This window comes from Nonomuraea sp. 10N515B (genome assembly GCF_052245915.1).
GTDB lineage: Bacteria > Actinomycetota > Actinomycetes > Streptosporangiales > Streptosporangiaceae > Nonomuraea.
The window spans coordinates 131,362-147,706 of sequence record NZ_JBQQBQ010000019.1 but is presented as its reverse complement, the minus strand read 5'-3'; the positions used below and the strand labels follow the sequence as shown (position 1 = coordinate 147,706).

Below are 16,345 nucleotides of genomic sequence, written 5' to 3'. Positions count from 1 at the left end.
CAGCTGCCTTCGCGTCGGGTGGTTTCCGGGCATGGCTGTTCCCATCGTGAGGGGTGCTGGGACGGGCTATTCCTGGACCTTGCCGCCGGTCAGGCGGGACAGGACGAGGGCGACGATGATGATCGCGCCGTTGAGTGCCTGGATCCACTGGGCGGGCACGCCGGCCAGGGTGAGGACGTTCTGGATCATGTAGAGGAGGAGGATGCCGGTGAACGCGCCGAACATCGTGCCCTTGCCGCCGTTGAGGCCGACACCACCGATCACGGCCGCGGCGAACACGGTGAAGATGGCGCCGTCGCCCTGCGCGGCCGCCACGGAGGCGAGGTGCCCCGACATCAGCAGGCCGCCGAGCGCGGCCAGCACACTGGCGCCCACCAGGGCGGTCCACAACACCCGGTCGGTACGGATGCCGGCCGCCTTGGCCGCGTCCACGTTGCCGCCGATGGCGTACAGGGCGCGGCCGTACTTGGTGAAGCCCAGCAGCACGATTCCGGCGGCGAACAGCAGCAGGCAGAGCCAGATCGAGGCGGGCACGCCGAGCCACAGGGCCGAGCCGAGATAGAGCATCGACGCCGGCAGGTTGAAGAAGGTCTGGCCGCCGGAGATGCCGGTGAGCAGGCCGCGCAGCACGATGAGCATGCCGAGGGTGACGATGAAGCCGTTGAGCCCGAACCGTACGATCAGCAGCGCGTTGATCGCGCCGATGAGCACGCCGACGGCCAGGGTGACGGGGATCGACCAGAAGCCCGGCAGCAGGCCGAGCCCGGCGCCCGAACCGGCGGCCACGGTCAGCCACGCCGCCACGCCCGGCGCGAGACCGAACGTCGACTCCAGTGACAGGTCCATCTTTCCGGCGACCAGCACGATGGTCTGGGCCAGGACCAGCAGTGAGATCTCCGACATGGTCTGCAGGATGTTGATCAGGTTGTCGCCCTGCAGGAAGATCGGGTTGACGATCTGGCCGACGACGGCGATCGCGATGATCGCGGGAATCAGGGCGAAGTCGCGCAGCCGGGCCAGTCGTACCCGTGGCCGGTCCCGCTCGGGGGCGGCGTTCTCGGTGGCGGGCGTGAGAGTTTTCTCAGGCATCGAGCCGGACTCCTTCCATGGCCGCCACCACGTCGTGGTCGTGCCACCCGGCGGCCATCTCGGCGACGACACGGCCCTGGAACATCACCAGCAGCCGGTCGCACAGCCGCAGGTCGTCGAGTTCGTCGGAGGCGATCAGCACGCCGGTTCCTCTGGCGGCCGTTTCCTCCACCTTGCCGAGCAAGAACTCCTTGGACTTGACGTCCACCCCGGCGGTGGGGGTGATCAGCACGAGCAGCCGGGGATCGGAGGCCAGCGCCCTGGCCATGACGACCTTCTGCTGGTTGCCGCCGGACAGGCCCATCACGGGCAGGCCGGGACCGGGGGTCTTGATCGCCAGGTTGGCGATCAGGGTCCTGGCCAGCCGGTCGCGCCGCCGGCCGCTGATCAGGCCGGCCTCGCCGAGCTGGTCGGGGACGGTCATGGTGGCGTTGTCGGCGATCGACATCATCGGGACAAACCCCTGGTGGTGCCGGTCGCGGGGGACGAAGCCGACACCTGCGGCGAGCGCGTCGGGCACGCTGCCGGGACGGGGAGCGCGCCCGGCGACCTCGATCGCGCCCGAATCGGCCGCGCGCAACCCGACGACGGTCTCGGCCAGCTCGGTCCTGCCGCTGCCGGCCGCGCCGGCCAGGCCGACGATCTCGCCGGACCGGATCCGGAAGTCGATCTCCCGGTAGGCGTCGCCGTACGTCAGGCCGCGCACGCCGAGCACCACACCGGCGCCGCCGGGCACGGCCGTCCGGGAGGACGCCTCTACCAGGCCGGCGGCCTCTCCCGCCATCGCCGCCACCAGCTCCGCGTGCGGCAGATCGGCCACCGTGGTGGTCAGGATGTGCCGGGCGTCGCGGAAGACCGTGACCGTGTCGCAGATCTCGTAGATCTCCTGCAGGTGGTGGCTGATGAACAGGAAGGTCACTCCCTGTTCCTGCAGGGTGCGGATACGGGTGAACAGCCGGGCGATGGCGGCCGCGTCGAGCTGGGCGGTCGGCTCGTCGAGGATGATGAACCGGGCGCCGAACGACAGCGCACGGGCGATCTCCACGAACTGCCGCTGCTCGACGTCCAGTTCGCCGGCCGGCAGGCGCACGTCGACGTCCACCGACCAGGTGGCGAGCAACTCGGCCGCCTTGCGCCGCAGGGCGGCCCAGCGGACCAGCCCGAGCCGGTTCAGGTCGTGGCGGTGCAGGTAGAGGTTCTCCGCCACGGTCAGCTCGGGGATGATCGTGGACTTCTGGTAGACGCAGGCCACCCGTTGCCGCCAGGCATCACGGTCGGCCAGGCGCGGGGCAGGCTCGCCGCCGAAGCGCACCTCGCCCTCGTCGGGCGCCTGGAGCCCGGTGAGGATCGATACCAGGGTGGACTTCCCGGCTCCGTTGCGGCCGACGAGCGCGTGGGTCTGGCCGGGCATGATGCGGATTCCGGCGCGGTCCAGCGCGACGGTCTCCCCGTATCTCTTGGTGACACCCACCGCCTCGACGACAGGCGTGGCCGCCTGGTCACCCGCCAAGGTTGTTGCCCCACAGAGAGGAGTCGGCCGGCTTGACGCTCGCCACGCCTGCGTAGGTGCCGCCGTCGGCGGTGACCAGGGGCGCGGAGAGCTGGTCCTCCAGCAGGCCGGGGCGTACCTGGATGATGGTGCTGTCGTGGTCGGTCGGGCCGGGCTGGAACGTCTTGCCGTCGATGGCGGCCTTGGTGTACTGCAACGCGTACTTGGCGTATTGGTCGGCCGGCTGGGAGACGGTGGCGTCGATGTTGCCGGCGGCGATCTCCTTGAGCTCCTGAGGGATGCCGTCGTTGGAGATGACGAAGACGTGCTTGGGATCGTCCGGCGGAACCAGGAGGCCGCGCTGCTGGAGCACCTGGAGGGTGCCCGACAGGGCGAAGCTCGACTGCATGTAGACGCCCTTGATGTCGGGATTGGCGGTGAGCTGGGTCTGGAGCTTCTGCGAGGCGACCGCGCCGTCCCAGTTGGTGGCCTCGCCGAACACCGTGATGCCGGGGTAGCTCGCCTTCATGCAGGCGTTGAACGCCTCGGTGCGGTCGCGGCCGTTGATGGAGGCCAGGTCGCCCTGGAGCATCACGACCTTGCCCTTGCCGGACAGCTTCTCGCCGAGGAACTTGCACGCCTTCTCGCCGTACGCCCGGTTGTCGGCGCGTACCACCATGAAGGCGTCGCCCTGCTCGGGACGGGTGTCGACCATGACGACGGGGATCTTCTTGGTGTTGAGCTGCTGGAGGGTGGGGGCCACGGCGGCGGTGTCCTGCGGCGCCAGCACGACGCCCTTGACGCCCTGGCTGATGAAGCTCTGCACGTTGGCGGTGAGCTTGGAGATGTCGTTCTGCGAGTTGGAGGTCTTCAGCTCCAGGCCGTTCTCGGCACCGAACTGGGGGACGTACTTGATGAAGGAGTTCCAGAAGTCGGTGTCGGAGCGGGGATAGTCCACCCCGACGACCGGCTTGCCGCCTCCTGAGGCGGCCGTGCCGTCGCCTCCGCCGCCCCCGCAGGCGGTGGCCAGGCCGGCCGACAGAGCGACGGCCGTCCCTAAGGCGAGTCCTCTTCTCATGGGTGTTCCTTCCCTGTGCTGGGTGGGGGCTGGGGAGCGGGGCGCGTGGGCGTCCTCCATGGGATGTTTCGGGGAGGTGAAGCAGCCTTCACCACACCGACATGGGATGTCTTTGTAATCCTCACGAGGGCGGTGTGTCTAGACCTCCAGGGAAATACCTGTGATATCGCGGAAACCTCCCCCGGCAGCACACACTGCGATGAGTAGACAACCCATGTCTGCTCATCCATAAGTCCAAATCTTCCTCGGACATAGGATGTCTGTTATGTTTCCCAGCGTGACCCGCGTGTCGATCGAGCGACTCTGTGCCTGGAGGCCGCCCGCATGTCCCTGACCGACGAGGCGATCTCCCGCATCCGGGCCCTCATCCAGTCGGGCGAGCTGCCACCGGGAGCGCGCCTACCGCCGGAGCACCAGCTCGCCGCCCAGCTCGGCGTCTCCCGCAACCCGCTGCGCGAGGCGGTCAAGGCGCTGGTCGTGGCCCGGGTCCTTGACGTACGGCGGGGCGACGGCACCTTCGTGACCAGCCTGGAGCCGCGGCTGTTGCTGGAAGGGCTGGGACTGGCCGTCGAGCTGCTGCGCGACGACACCCTGCTGGAGATCGTCCAGGTACGGCGGATGCTCGAGCCCGCGGCGACCGCCCTCGCCGCGTCCCGGATCTCCGCCGAGCAACTCGACGAGATCGGCGAGCACCTGAACGCGATGCGCGCCGCCTGCGATGACGTGGAGAAGCTGAACCACCACGACGCCGCCTTCCACCGCGCCGTCGTGCGGGCGACCGGCAACGAAACGTTGTCCACCCTGCTCGACGGAATCTCCGGCCGCACGCTGCGGATGCGGGTGTGGCGCGGCACGGTGGAGGCCGGCAGCTCGCACAAGACCGTCGCCGAGCACGAGGCGATCTACCACGCCCTGGCCGCCGGCGACGCGACGCTCGCCCAGGCCGCGGCGCTCGTGCACATCGGCACGACCGAGACCTGGCTGCGCTCGGTGTTGGGAGACGTCGAGGACGCCCGGTGGTCACCCCCGTCCACCACGCTGCCGCTCACAACCAGGCGGGCGCCGTAGAGCCCGGCGGGCGCGCTAACGTTGCAGGCGCACGGGGGCGCTGGGTGCGTTGCGCCGGACGAGCCAGGCCTCGGTGATGTGCGTGAACATCGCTTCGCTGGCGCCATCGGGGTCATGGGCGGCGATGCGTTCATAGATGCGGCGATGGCCCTGGTTGGACGCCACGCACAGGACGCGTTCCGGCTTGCCCATGTATCGGGCGGTGTTGATCACCTGGCTCTCCAGCGCTCGCACCACGCCCCGGGCGATGCGGTTGCCGGACGCCAGCATGATCGTGTCGTGGAAGGCGCGGTCGTGATCGGCGTAGGTGACATGGTCGTCCACGAGCTCGTCCATCCGGTCCACCAGAGCACGCAGCCGCTCGATGCTCTCCTCGTCCGCCACCCGGGCGGCGAGGTAGGCCATGTCGGACTCGAGCAGGCGGCGGGTGACGACGAGGTCGTCGAGGATCCCCAGACTCTCGTCCATGTCGATGGTCGCCGCCAGAACGAGCTCGTCGAGCATGTCCCACATCGTGGGCGGGTTCACCATGGTGCCCGCGCCCTGGCGAACCTGGACGAGCCCCTTCTCCTGGAGGATCTTCACGGCCTCACGGACGACGGTCCGGCTCACCGAGAAGGTCTCGCACAGCACGGGTTCTGGGGGAAGGGGCGTGCCGGGCGGGTGCACGCCGCGGACGATGCGCTCCACGAGTTCCGCTGTCACCGCCTTGCCCAGGCTGGCCGGTCGTCGGACCCATGCGGGCGGCGGCACGGGGACGCTGCCGGGCGATTCCTGCGATGCCGTCATATCTTCCTCCGGTGACCTGCTAGGCCAGCGCCACCGCGGCAGTATATGTCATCCGTATTGACAGCATACGTCATACGAATTACGTTTCCGGGCAGACGGCCGAGGACACCGGCCGCGTTCTGGAGAGTGATCAGCCATGAGGCAGCGAACACTATGGTCGGTCGTCCTCGTCATGGGACTGGCCGTGACCGGCTGCGGAAGCGCCGCACCGACGCAGTCCTCCCCTGGGGAGTCCAAGGGCAGGATCGTGGTCTGGGACTGGAAATCCGGCGAACCGGCCGTGGCCTCCTACGTCGAGAAGGCCAAGGCCGACTTCGCCAAGAAACATCCGGATGTCACCGTCGAGTTCGTGGCCCAGCCGTTCGATCAGTACTACACGCTCTTGGGCGCGGCCACCCAGTCGGGAAAGGGCCCCGACGTCATGCTCTTCAACGGCGGCGGCCAGCTCCGCGACCGGGTGGACACGCTCCTGCCGCTGGACCAGTACGTTGCCGAGGACAAGCAGCGGCTGGCGGGCTGGGACGCCTTCAGCAAGGACGGCAAGATCTACGCCGCCCCGGTGACGCTGCAAGGCCACCCGATCTACTACAACAAGACGATCTATCAGAAGGCGGGCCTGGATCCGGCGAACCCGCCGAAGATGTGGAACGAGTTCGTCAGTGGCTGCGCCGCCATCAAGAAGACGGCCGGCGCCAGGTGCTTCGCCCTCGGCAACAAGGAAGGCTTCGGGATCCAGTTCTTCATGTCGGGACTCGGGCCGGGCATCCTGACGCCCAAGGAGTACGACGACTGGATCTCCGGGAAACGCGACTGGACCTCTCCCCACGTGAAGGAGATCTTCGCCCTGTGGAAGAAGGTCAACGACGACGGCCTGAACAACGACGGGGCCAACTCCACCGCGCTGTTCAACGACGCCTTCGCCGTCTTCAACACCGGTAAGTCCGCCCACATCATCGGGCTGATGTCGGATATCGGGCACTGGAAGGACTTCGGCGAATTCCTGGGCGCCGACCAGGTCGGCGTCATGACCGCCCCCGTGGTCACCGAGGGAGCCACGCCCGTGCTCCCCTACGACGGCGGCATCGGTTACGGGGTCGCCAAATCGACCAAGAATCCTCAGCTGGCCGCCGACCTGGTGCGATCGCTGACCTCGACCGGCGCGCTGACCGCCTTCTACACCGGCGCCGGCGCGATCACCTCAGACACCACGATTGACGTGTCGCAGGGCGCTCCCGCCGTGGCCGCGATCGTGCCCCAGATCAAGGGCGGCAAGCCCGCACTGCACGTCGCGCTGTCCAGCAAGACCCTGGACCTGATGGGCCGGCTGTCCCAGCAGCTCCTGAGCGGGTCGGCGAGCGTGGATGACGTGGTGAAGCAAATGGCCGCTTCGGACAAGGCGAGTTGATCGTGCCGCTCGGGGGTTCGTCACCGATGGTCCGCTCGGCGCAGGCGGAGCGGACCACCGGGGCAAAGTTCGAGCGGCCAGGACGCCACGGCGGCACCGGAAGGACCCCCCGTGGGGCGCGGGCCGAGCGTCTTGCGCCCTTCGTCCTGGTGGCTCCGGCCGTACTGATCATCGTGGCGCTGCGGTTGTGGCCGCTGCTGCTGGGCGTCAACTTCTCCTTCACCGGCGACGGCGAGCGCAACGGGACCTTCGTCGGCTTCGACAACTACGCGGAACTGCTGAACGATCCGTTGTTCCGCACCGCGCTGGGCAATGTCGGCTTGCTGGTGATCCTGCTTCCCGTCGCGGTGGCGATCCCCGGCCTGCTGGCGACGTTCATCTACCTGCGGGTGCCCGGGCATCGGCTCTTCCGCGGCGTCTACTTCTTCCCGGCCGTGCTCTCACCGGTGATCGTCGGTGCGATCTTCAATCTGATGCTCGGCTTCGACGGCCCGCTGAACGCCGCCCTGTCACACATCGGCCTCGGCCCCGTCGACTGGCTCGGCGACCCGGACATCGCCATGTTCACGGTCGTCGGCGTGCACATCTGGGCGACGTTCGGGATGGCCCTGGTGGTGTTCCTCGCCGGATTCTCCACGCTGGACGCCGCACTCCTGGACGCCGCCCGGATGGACGGCGCGTCACTGCCCCAGATCATCTGGCATGTCATCGTCCCGGGCCTGTCCCGCACCATCCAGTTCGTCTTCGTGACCACCATGATCGGAATGCTGACGTCCATGTTCGGCCTGCTGTACGTCATGACCAGCGGCGGCCCTGAAGGTTCGACGTACCTGCCGGAGTTCTACGTCTGGATCCAGCAGGGACGGATGAACCGCCCGGCACTCGCCTCGGCCGCATCGACGGTGCTGTTCCTCATCATGCTCGTGGTCGGAATCCTGCAGGTGATCGTGCTCCGCCGCGCAGGGAGGGAAGACTGATGCCCGGCAAGAGCTTGGGCAGGTGGGTGGCCGCCGTCCCGATGGCACTCCTCGCGATGGCGACCGTCTATCCCCTCCTGTTCACCACCAACGCCGCGATGAAGACCCGGCGGGAGTACATCCTCGACCGCTTCTCCCCTACGAGCTCGCTGCACCTGGAGAACGTCGCCGCGGCGTGGAACAGCGTCGGCATGGCGCGCTACTTCGCCAACTCGCTCATCGTGGTGACGGTAGCGGTGATCCTGCTGCTGCTCTTCGGGTCGATGGCCGGCTTCGCACTGGCTCAGTTGCGCTTCCGCGGCTCCTCGGCGCTGTTCCTCGGCTGCCTCGCGGCGTTGTTCGTCCCGTTCCAGGTGATCATGGTGCCGATGGCCCGGGTCATGGCGGACAGTGGCCTCATCGACACCTATCCCGGGCTGATCCTGGCCTACGTCGCGCAGTTCCTCCCCTTCACCATCTTCCTGATGACCAGCCACTACAGGACCATCCCGGTGGAGATCATCCACGCGGCAAGGATCGACGGGAACTCCACCTACGGAGTCTACCGGCGGATCATGATTCCGCTCGGCGCTCCGGCCCTGTTGTCGGTCGGCATCCTCGATGCCCTGTTCTGCTGGAACGACGTGCTCATCTCCCTGCTGATGATGCCCTCGCCAGAGCATCGCACCCTCATGGTCGGGGTCACCTCGCTGCGCGGGCAGTACTCGGACAACATCCCCCAGTTCGCCTCAGGAGTGCTGATCGCCGCGATCCCCGTCCTGTTGCTCTATCTCTTCCTTCAGCGTCAGATCGCCGACGGTGTCACCGCCGGCTCCACGAAGGGCTGACATGCGCATTTCGGGGTATCGCACATTGACAACGGTGCATGAATGGGGCCGCTCCGTCGGTGACGCCAACGGCGTCTACGCCGACGGGAACGTACCCGTGCCGATCATCATGGTGGACACCGACGAGGGGTTCACCGGCGTCGGCCTCGGGCCGCACGCACACCTCGACACCATCTTCGCCGCCATCGAAGGCGAGGATCCGCGCGGCGTGACGGCGCTCTACGACCGCATGCTGCGACAGACCTTCAAGGCCGGCCACGCGGGCGCCGTGTTCGGCACGATCGGCGCGCTCGACACCGCTCTGTGGGACATCAAGGCGCAGGCCGCCGGCGAACCGCTCTGGCGCCTGCTGGGCGGTCGCGACCGGCGGGTCCCCGCCTACGCCTCCGGCCTGGACATCGACCTGACAGATGAGGAACTCGTCTCCCTCTACCAGGTCTACGCCCGGCACGGGCTGCGGGCGGCCAAGCTCAAGGGCGGCCTCGACATCGACCGCGACCGGCACCGCCTGACACTGGTACGAGACGTCCTGACCGAGGCCGGGCACGGATCGCGACCGGGCCTGATGCTCGACGTGAACGAGGCCTGGGCCCGCAAGCAGGCGGTCCGGCACGTCCACGAGCTCGAACGCACCCTGGATCTCACGTGGATCGAAGAGCCGGTCCGGCGGTGGGACGCCGAAGGCCTGGCCGTCGTCGGCCGCGGGATCCGGGCCTCGGTCGCCACGGGCGAGAATCTCACCGGGCTCGAGCAGTATCGACCGCTGCTGGCCGCGGGAGCCGCCGACATCGTCCAGACGGCCGCCGTCTGGGGGATCACCCATTTCCTGCGCGTATCCGCGCTGGCACACGCCCATGACCTGCCGGTCAGTCCGATCGGCACCACCCCGATCGCCCTGCTGCACGCCGCGACGTCGGTACCGAACCACCTGATCAGCGAGCTGCAGGACCTGCGGCCACCTCTCGGGGTGTCTCTAGACCTGACCGTCGAGGACGGCGCGTTCATCCTCGGAGACTCCGCCGGCCTGGGCATATCGATCGACGAGGACGCGGTCACCTCGCTCGCCTGCCGCCCGGCCGTCGCGATGGCGGCCGCCGGCACCCCCAACGTCCGGCCCGAGCACGCCGGACGGCGACTGCTGGCGGTGGCCGATCAGGGCGCCGCATCGCAGCGCCTGCTCACCCCCTAGTCGTAGACCCTCACGACCGGACGGCGAGGTGGACTGGCACCGTTCGCCGCCTCCCGTCCTTGCCACCTAGGTGCCGGAAGAAAGGGAACACGCGTGCGTCCGTTACTCGTGCTGCACAGACGAACATCAGCTGCGGCGTCCGCCGCCTTACTGATCGCGGCCGGACTCCTCGTCGGCCCGGTCCCCGCCCGGGCGGAGACCACGGCCCCGGGAAACCAGACGATCGTGGTCGCGCCCCCCGGGACCACGAACGCCGACGACAAGGGCCCGGGCAGCGCCGGACGGCCGCTGGCGACCCTGGAGGAGGCACAACGGCGGGCGCGCCAGGCGGCCGCGGAGGGCAACCGCGACGTCACCGTCGAACTCCTCGACGGCACCTATCGGCTGACCGCGCCGCTGCGGTTCGGCGCCGCCGACTCCGGCCGGAACGGGCACACCGTGACCTGGAAGGCCAGGCGCGGCGCCAAGCCCGTGCTGAGCGGCGCCAAGCCTGTCACCGGCTGGGTGCTCGACGACGCCGCGACGGGCGTCTACAAGGCCCAGGTCGGCACCGGATCCGACAGCCGGCAGCTCTACGTCGACGGCGTCCTGGCGCAGCGGGCACGCACCAAGCTGGCCCGCGGCGACATCACGCTCAACGCGACCGGCTTCACCGTCAACAACCCGAGCCTCGCCTACCTGGCCACGCTGCCCGACCAGAAGCGCATCGACTTCCAGGCGATGCTGTCGTTCACCAACCGCTTCGCGCCCGTGCAGAGCATCTCCGGCTCCACGGTCGTCATGCAGCAACCGGCCTGGGACAACAACACCTACGGTTACGACACCATCCAGTCTCCGTTCCGCACGCCGGCCTTCTTCCTGCTGAACTCCAGGAGGTTCCTCGACGAGCCCGGCGAGTGGTACCTGGACCCGAGTGCCGGCACGCTCTACTACAAACCGCTCGCCGGGCAGGATCTCTCACGTACGCGCGTCGAGCTGCCGCGGCTGGAGTCGCTGCTGCAGGTCGGCGGGACGTACGACGAGCCCGCCCGCAACCTGCGGTTCGAGGGCCTGACCTTCACCGGCACCACATGGCTGCACCCCGGAACTGCCGACGGATACGCCAACCAGCAGACCGGCACGTTCATCAGCGGCGTTCAGCCGCACCGGCCGGCCGACGCGTTCACCTCGTGCGCGGTCGGCTGCAAGGGATTCGAAGGAGCGCGCAACGGCTGGGCTCAGGCACCCGGTGCGGTGCAGGTGTCAGCCGCGGAGAATGTCAGCTTCGTCGGCGACACCTTCGTGAACCTCGGTTCCGTCGGGCTCGGCATCGGCAACGACGCCAACGCTCATGCCAGCGGCGTGGGACTGGGCGCGCACCACGTGACGGTCACGGGAAGCACGTTCACCGCGAGTGCCGGCGGCGGCATCGTGGTCGGCGGCGTACGGCCCGACGCCCACCACCCCTCCGACCCGCGCATGATCAACAGCGACATCAAGCTCAGCGACAACCGGGTCTACGCGACCGCGCTCGAATACCAGGACCAGGACGCGATCTTCGCCAGCTACGTCACGCGGCTGACCATCGAGCACAACTACGTCTCGGACATGCCCTACTCCGGCATCGGCGTCGGTTTCGGCTGGGGCGCCAACGACCCGGGCGGCAGCCCCGAGTACATCAACCGCGGGCTCTACGACTTCCAGCCGATCTACGACACCCCGACGACCTCGAGCGATGTCCGCATCGTGGGTAACCACGTGCGCAACGTCATCCAGACGATGAACGACGCCGGCTGCATCTACACCCTCTCCGCGATGCCCCGCAGCACGATCGACGAGAACTACTGCGAGAACAGCGGGCAGCTCGGCCTGTACTTCGACGAGGGCTCGCGGTACCTGTCCGCGAACCGCAACGTGTTTGTCAACACCGCGGGGCAGTGGGCGCATGCCAACAACCAGAACGGCAACCACACCGGCAACCTCACCCTGACCGGGAACTTCGCGACCAACCCGGCCATCACCGGCATCGTCAACGGGCAGCGCGGCAACGTCACACGCGACAACACCGCCATCACCTCCGGCAACCTCCCGATCGCGGCCAGCGAAGTGATCCACAAGGCGGGACCGACCGGCCAGTACCGCGGCCCCGCCGACCCGCAGCGCCCGCCGGTCGGCGCCTACCTCGTGGCCGAACCGGTCAGCGTGAGCGCCGGTGGTACGAGCACGGTCACCGCCACGGTGGCGAACATCGGTGACAGCCCGGCTTCCGGCCTGCGTGCCCGGATCACCGTCCCCGAGAAGTGGCAGGCCGTGCCCATCGGCGAGCCGCTGAAGCCGGACCTCCCCGCGGGCGCCTCGGCCACCGTGTCGTGGAAGGTCACGGCGCCCGGGTCGGTCACGACCCCGGTCGACCGCGCGCCGGTCACGATGTCACTGACGTTCCAGGCAGGCAGGACCCAGTACGCGCTGAAGAGGTCGCTGACACTGACCGCGCTCAACCCGTTGACGTCCCTGAAGGGGTACGGCTCGGTGCCGAGCCGGTTCGCCGAAGCCGGATCCGCGTACGCCATCCTGACCTCCGGCACCGACATCTGGCAGGACGGCGGCGGGTCGTTCGACGAGTACGGCGCCATCTACCAGGACGACGCGGCCGGAGCCACTGCCACGGTGACGGCCCGGGTCACCGAGATGGACAACACCAACTCCTGGGCCAAGGCGGGTGTCGTCATCCGCAACGATCTCACCGCCGCCGCGTCGTCGCCCGGGTACGCCGTCATGGTCGTCACCCCCGGCAACGGGGTCGCCTTCCAGTGGGACTCCAACGGCAACGGTTACCTCGACTCGTTCGGCACAGCCTCTGGGATCAAGGCGCCGGCCTGGGTCCGCCTCGTCCGCTCCGGCAACGAGGTCAGCGGCTACTACTCCACGAACGGCACCGATTGGATCAAGGTCGGCCCGACCGCCACCCTGCCCGGCATCGCCGGTACGCAGGACGCGGGGTTGATCGCGACCTCTCACGCGGCCGGCGTGACAGGCCAGTTCAGCTTCAGCGACTTCTCCGTGAGCACGTAAGGAGTGCACCTGGTGGGTGGAGACACCTTTCGCCGGAAGCGGAGGGCCGCCTCCGGCGAAAGGTGTCTCTCGCCATGTTCCTCAGGTCCGGGTCCAGCGCTGGTTGACGCCGCCGTTGCAGGACCAGATGACCAGCTTGGTGCCGTTGGCGGTGGCGTTGTTCGGCACGTCCAGGCACAGACCCGACTGCACGCCGGTGATGGTGCCGTCGGTGTTGAGTCGCCACTGCTGGTTGGACTGTCCGTTGCAGTCCCAGATGATCACCTGGGTGCCGTTGGCAGTGCCCTGATTGTAGGCGTCCAGGCACTTGTTGCCGTAGACCCGTAGCTCACCGCTCGCGGTGGGCGTCCACTGCTGGTTGGCCTGGCCGTTGCAGTCCCAGATCTGCGCCTGCGCACCGTTGGTCTGCGAGGCGCCGGTGACGTCCAGGCACCGGCCTGAGCCGACCCCCTTGATCTCCCCCGTGGGTGTAGGGACGATGCCTCCTCCGGTCACGATGTACATGGCCGCCCCGTGCCCGGGCACCGACGCGCTGATCGCCCCGGAGGAGGAGGACGTCGTGTGCGCCCACAGGTCGCGCACCGAGTAGGAGGACGCCGAGCCCAGCCCCAGGGCGGAGGCGGTGGTGGAGACCGTCGAGGTCGAGGTGCCCCGGTTGAGCAGGACGACCGCGACCGAGCCGTTGGACATGGGCTTGCGCCAGACCTCCAGATTCCCGTTGTCGCTGATCTTGTGGCCCTGCCTGCCGCCCCAGTCCTGGTTGACCGCGATGACCTCGGTGTTCGTCAGGATGGACCGGGTCTCCGCGCTCATCGACCGGATGTCGTTGCCCGCGATGAGCGGCGCGTTCAGCAGCGACCACAGGCTGAAGTGCGCCCGTCCCTCCGTCGCCGTCAGCGCGCCGACGCCCACCTCCAGCATGTCGGGGTCGTTCCAGCCGCCCGGCCCCGAGTACGCCTCGAGCCCGACCTGCTGGTCCAGGATGCCCATGATGGAGTTCCAGTTCGACGCGATGTCGCCCGTCGTGCGCCAGGAGTTGCCCACCGGCATCCCCCAGGTCCACACGTTCTCCTGGCCCCAGTTGCACAGGCTGTAGAGGATCGGGCGTCCGGTGGCGGCCAGCGCGTCACGCATGGCGGTGTAGCGCTGCTGCCCGCTCCTGCCCTGGTGATCGCCGCAGTTGTCGTACTTCAGATAGTCGATCCCCCAGGACGCCCACAGGGCGGCGTCGCGCAGCTCGTAACCCAGGCTGGCCGGGTAGCCCGCGCACGTGGTCGTGCCCGCCGAGGAGTAGATGCCGAGCTTCAGCCCTTTGGCATGGACGTAGTCCGCCAGGGCCTTCATGCCGCTGGGGAACTTCTGCGGGTCAGGTACCAAGTTCCCGTTGGCGTCGCGGCTCTTGGTGGACCAGCAGTCGTCGATGTTGACGTACTCGTAGCCCGCCGCCGCCATGCCGCTGGAGACCATGATGTCCGCGGTCTGCCGGATGAGGCTCTCGTTGACGTTACAGAAGAAGGTGTTCCAGTCGTTCCATCCCATCTGCGGCGTACGGGCGAGCCCGTTGTCCAGCGCGATGGCCGGCGACGACGTACCGCCGATCGCGACCAGGGAGCCGGCGGCCAGTAACGCCGCCAGCATCCATCGAATGACCTTACGCATCTGACTCCTCTCAACACGGGATCGGTGAGCGCGCCCTCACCTGATCAGGAGGCGTCGCAGGTAAGGGTGGGTGTGGCCGCGGCGCCGTTGGCGGTGAAGCCGAACGTGGTGGTGCCGTCGGGGGCGATGGAGCCGTTGTAGGCCTCGTTGCGTACGGTCACGCCGGCTCCGGAGCCGGAGCGGACGCCGTTCCACAGGTTGCTGATCGTCTGCCCGCCCGGCCAGGTCCACTCGACCGTCCAGCCGTTGACGGCGCGGGCGCCGGCGCGGACGGTGACGGTGGACTGGAAGCCGCCGGACCAGGAGTTCACGGTCTGCATCGTGGCCGTGCATTCACCGGTTCCCGGGGTGGGGGTGATGGTGGGCGTCGGACTGGGCGACGGGGAGCTTCCGAACTGGGAGAAGAACTTCCACACCTCTCCCTTGGTCCAGGTCGTGACGCCACTCTCGGCGTAGGTCCCATCCACCGGACCGGGCATGTGACCGTTGTCGAACGCGGCCCAGACGACCGGATAACCGTCCCGGCACCCCGAGTAGGTGGTGACGATGTGGCTCCGGCTGCCCGAACTCGGCTCGGGCGGGTTCTGCGCGGTACAGCCGTTGTTGCGGACGAACCTGTCACGCAGCGACCGTCCCTGCGAGATGTTGAGCACCGTGTCCCCGATGCCGTGCAGCCCCATGTACGCGACGGGCTGAGTCCCGCCGCTGCACCCGCTGAGCTGCGCGCCGGAGAAGACCGCGACCGCCCGGAAGACCGTCGGCCGCGAGCACGCGAGTGAGAAGCTCATCCCGCCGCCGTAGCTGAAACCGGTGGCGAAGCGCTGCGAGGTGTCGACACAGAGATCCGCCTCGATGAGCCGGATCATGTCGTCGACGAAGGTGACGTCCTCACCGTTGGTGTTCGCCCAGCCGTTGTTGAAGCCCTGGGGCGCGACGAAGATCGCGCCGTTGTTGGACAGCTGCCTGAGCCCGTAGAAGGACCAGGGGTACCCGCTGGTTCCGCCCGAGTCGACGTCGGCGGCGGTGCCGCCCCGCCAGTGGAAGCCGAAGATCAACCGGTAGGGCGTGTTGTTCTGGTAGTTGTCGGGAAGCCGGAGGATGAAGGAGCGGTTCTTGCCGCTGGTCTGGATCGACTGCGTACCGCTCCTCAGCGTCGGGGTCTTGCCACATCCTGCGGTCGTCGCGAGGGCGCCGGCGGGCGCCGCGGCTGTGCCGGAGTCGCTGCTCATCGCCGCACCGCCCGTGGCCAGTACGAGAAGTGCCGCGACAGCGACCGCGATCGTGGTGAATAGGGAGCCGCGTCCTGACATCAGGTAACTCCGATCTTGGTGCGAATTCCGATGCGTCTGGATGGAGGGCCATTTGCTGCTCCCTTGTTCGGCGAGAGCATCGGCCGGCTGGGGACTACTGGAATGAGGCGTCGTCGATGGAGAAGCCGTCGGTGCCCGCCGCCTTCGCGCCGGGCGTGCCGCTCTGCGACCGCACCCAGACGCTCGTGGTGTAGCTCTTGCCGTTGGTGAGCTTGGTGGTCACGTCCTGGGTGGTGCCGTTCCATGACGCCGTGCGCCCGGTGATGGACTCGGCGGTGTAGATCGTCTGGACGATCGGGTTGTCCGCCCTGGCCGTGCCCGGAATCACCGTCACGGCGCAGAGCAGCGCCACGATCGCCAGCACGCCGAGCCTCGCCATGACGCCGAACTGAAGGGAGGATGCGACTTTCATGG

13 protein-coding genes are annotated in these 16,345 nt (G+C 68.3%); 6 read left to right on the top strand and 7 right to left on the bottom strand.

The features are described from left to right. Positions 1–66 precede the first annotated feature (66 nt). Genes ACTWQA_RS27840 through ACTWQA_RS27830 form a run of 3 tightly spaced genes read right to left on the bottom strand, consistent with a single transcriptional unit; the run spans position 67 to position 3,656 of the window. Positions 67–1,089, bottom strand: a complete 1,023-nt coding sequence (locus ACTWQA_RS27840; protein ID WP_443162015.1) for an ABC transporter permease — start codon at positions 1,087–1,089, stop codon at positions 67–69. Beyond that, positions 1,082–2,599, bottom strand: coding sequence for a sugar ABC transporter ATP-binding protein (locus ACTWQA_RS27835; RefSeq protein WP_443162014.1), 1,518 nt, complete (start codon positions 2,597–2,599; stop codon positions 1,082–1,084). Before ACTWQA_RS27835 ends, ACTWQA_RS27840 begins: the two co-directional genes overlap by 8 nt. Then, positions 2,589–3,656: a sugar ABC transporter substrate-binding protein gene (locus ACTWQA_RS27830; protein ID WP_443162013.1), complete on the bottom strand. Its 1,068-nt coding sequence runs from the start codon at positions 3,654–3,656 to the stop codon at positions 2,589–2,591. Before ACTWQA_RS27830 ends, ACTWQA_RS27835 begins: the two co-directional genes overlap by 11 nt. Before the next feature lie 324 nt (positions 3,657–3,980). Between ACTWQA_RS27830 and ACTWQA_RS27825 the strand changes: the two genes are divergently transcribed. Continuing rightward, a complete protein-coding gene (locus ACTWQA_RS27825; protein WP_443162012.1) occupies positions 3,981–4,724 on the top strand; it encodes a FadR/GntR family transcriptional regulator in 744 nt (247 codons plus the stop codon). Positions 4,725–4,739: 15 nt separating this feature from the next. Here the strand turns inward: ACTWQA_RS27825 and ACTWQA_RS27820 are convergent, their stop codons facing one another. Continuing rightward, positions 4,740–5,513: a FadR/GntR family transcriptional regulator gene (locus tag ACTWQA_RS27820; RefSeq protein WP_443162011.1), complete on the bottom strand. Its 774-nt coding sequence runs from the start codon at positions 5,511–5,513 to the stop codon at positions 4,740–4,742. Positions 5,514–5,649: 136 nt separating this feature from the next. Between ACTWQA_RS27820 and ACTWQA_RS27815 the strand changes: the two genes are divergently transcribed. From ACTWQA_RS27815 to ACTWQA_RS27795, 5 genes are all read left to right on the top strand, one after another. Next, positions 5,650–6,918, top strand: coding sequence for an ABC transporter substrate-binding protein (locus tag ACTWQA_RS27815; RefSeq protein WP_443162010.1), 1,269 nt, complete (start codon positions 5,650–5,652; stop codon positions 6,916–6,918). A gap of 26 nt (positions 6,919–6,944) precedes the next feature. Further along, positions 6,945–7,895, top strand: a complete 951-nt coding sequence (locus tag ACTWQA_RS27810) for a carbohydrate ABC transporter permease (protein WP_443162009.1) — start codon at positions 6,945–6,947, stop codon at positions 7,893–7,895. Next, entirely contained in the window at positions 7,895–8,722 is an 828-nt protein-coding gene (locus ACTWQA_RS27805; protein ID WP_443162008.1) for a carbohydrate ABC transporter permease, read from the top strand. The genes ACTWQA_RS27810 and ACTWQA_RS27805 overlap by 1 nt, the downstream gene beginning before the upstream one ends. Positions 8,723–8,756: 34 nt before the next feature. Next, the gene (locus ACTWQA_RS27800; RefSeq protein WP_443162007.1) at positions 8,757–9,911 is read left to right on the top strand and encodes a mandelate racemase/muconate lactonizing enzyme family protein; all 1,155 of its coding nucleotides are present in this window, start codon (positions 8,757–8,759) and stop codon (positions 9,909–9,911) included. A gap of 93 nt (positions 9,912–10,004) precedes the next feature. Then, complete coding sequence (locus tag ACTWQA_RS27795) at positions 10,005–12,962, top strand: NEW3 domain-containing protein (RefSeq protein ID WP_443162006.1); 2,958 nt, start codon at positions 10,005–10,007, stop codon at positions 12,960–12,962. An 81-nt stretch (positions 12,963–13,043) separates the two neighbouring features. On the opposite strand, the gene ACTWQA_RS27790 is transcribed toward ACTWQA_RS27795, so the two are convergent. The 3 genes from ACTWQA_RS27790 to ACTWQA_RS27780 form a co-directional block, all read right to left on the bottom strand. Further along, a complete protein-coding gene (locus ACTWQA_RS27790; RefSeq protein ID WP_443162005.1) occupies positions 13,044–14,621 on the bottom strand; it encodes a lectin in 1,578 nt (525 codons plus the stop codon). A gap of 44 nt (positions 14,622–14,665) precedes the next feature. After that, entirely contained in the window at positions 14,666–15,931 is a 1,266-nt protein-coding gene (locus tag ACTWQA_RS27785) for a cellulose binding domain-containing protein (protein ID WP_443162004.1), read from the bottom strand. Between the two features lie 94 nt (positions 15,932–16,025). Next, entirely contained in the window at positions 16,026–16,343 is a 318-nt protein-coding gene (locus tag ACTWQA_RS27780; RefSeq protein WP_443162003.1) for a carbohydrate binding domain-containing protein, read from the bottom strand. Positions 16,344–16,345: the final 2 nt, after the last annotated feature.

Excerpts from the sequence above, each read along its gene's own strand:
- ACTWQA_RS27840 (WP_443162015.1), bottom strand. The coding sequence starts at position 1,089 with ATGCCTGAGAAAACTCTCACGCCCGCCACCGAGAACGCCGCCCCCGAG.
- ACTWQA_RS27830 (WP_443162013.1), bottom strand. The coding sequence starts at position 3,656 with ATGAGAAGAGGACTCGCCTTAGGGACGGCCGTCGCTCTGTCGGCCGGC.
- ACTWQA_RS27825 (WP_443162012.1), top strand. The coding sequence starts at position 3,981 with ATGTCCCTGACCGACGAGGCGATCTCCCGCATCCGGGCCCTCATCCAG.
- ACTWQA_RS27820 (WP_443162011.1), bottom strand. The coding sequence starts at position 5,513 with ATGACGGCATCGCAGGAATCGCCCGGCAGCGTCCCCGTGCCGCCGCCC.
- ACTWQA_RS27815 (WP_443162010.1), top strand. The coding sequence starts at position 5,650 with ATGAGGCAGCGAACACTATGGTCGGTCGTCCTCGTCATGGGACTGGCC.
- ACTWQA_RS27810 (WP_443162009.1), top strand. The coding sequence starts at position 6,945 with ATGGTCCGCTCGGCGCAGGCGGAGCGGACCACCGGGGCAAAGTTCGAG.
- ACTWQA_RS27805 (WP_443162008.1), top strand. The coding sequence starts at position 7,895 with ATGCCCGGCAAGAGCTTGGGCAGGTGGGTGGCCGCCGTCCCGATGGCA.
- ACTWQA_RS27790 (WP_443162005.1), bottom strand. The coding sequence starts at position 14,621 with ATGCGTAAGGTCATTCGATGGATGCTGGCGGCGTTACTGGCCGCCGGC.
- ACTWQA_RS27785 (WP_443162004.1), bottom strand. The coding sequence starts at position 15,931 with ATGTCAGGACGCGGCTCCCTATTCACCACGATCGCGGTCGCTGTCGCG.
- ACTWQA_RS27780 (WP_443162003.1), bottom strand. The coding sequence starts at position 16,343 with ATGAAAGTCGCATCCTCCCTTCAGTTCGGCGTCATGGCGAGGCTCGGC.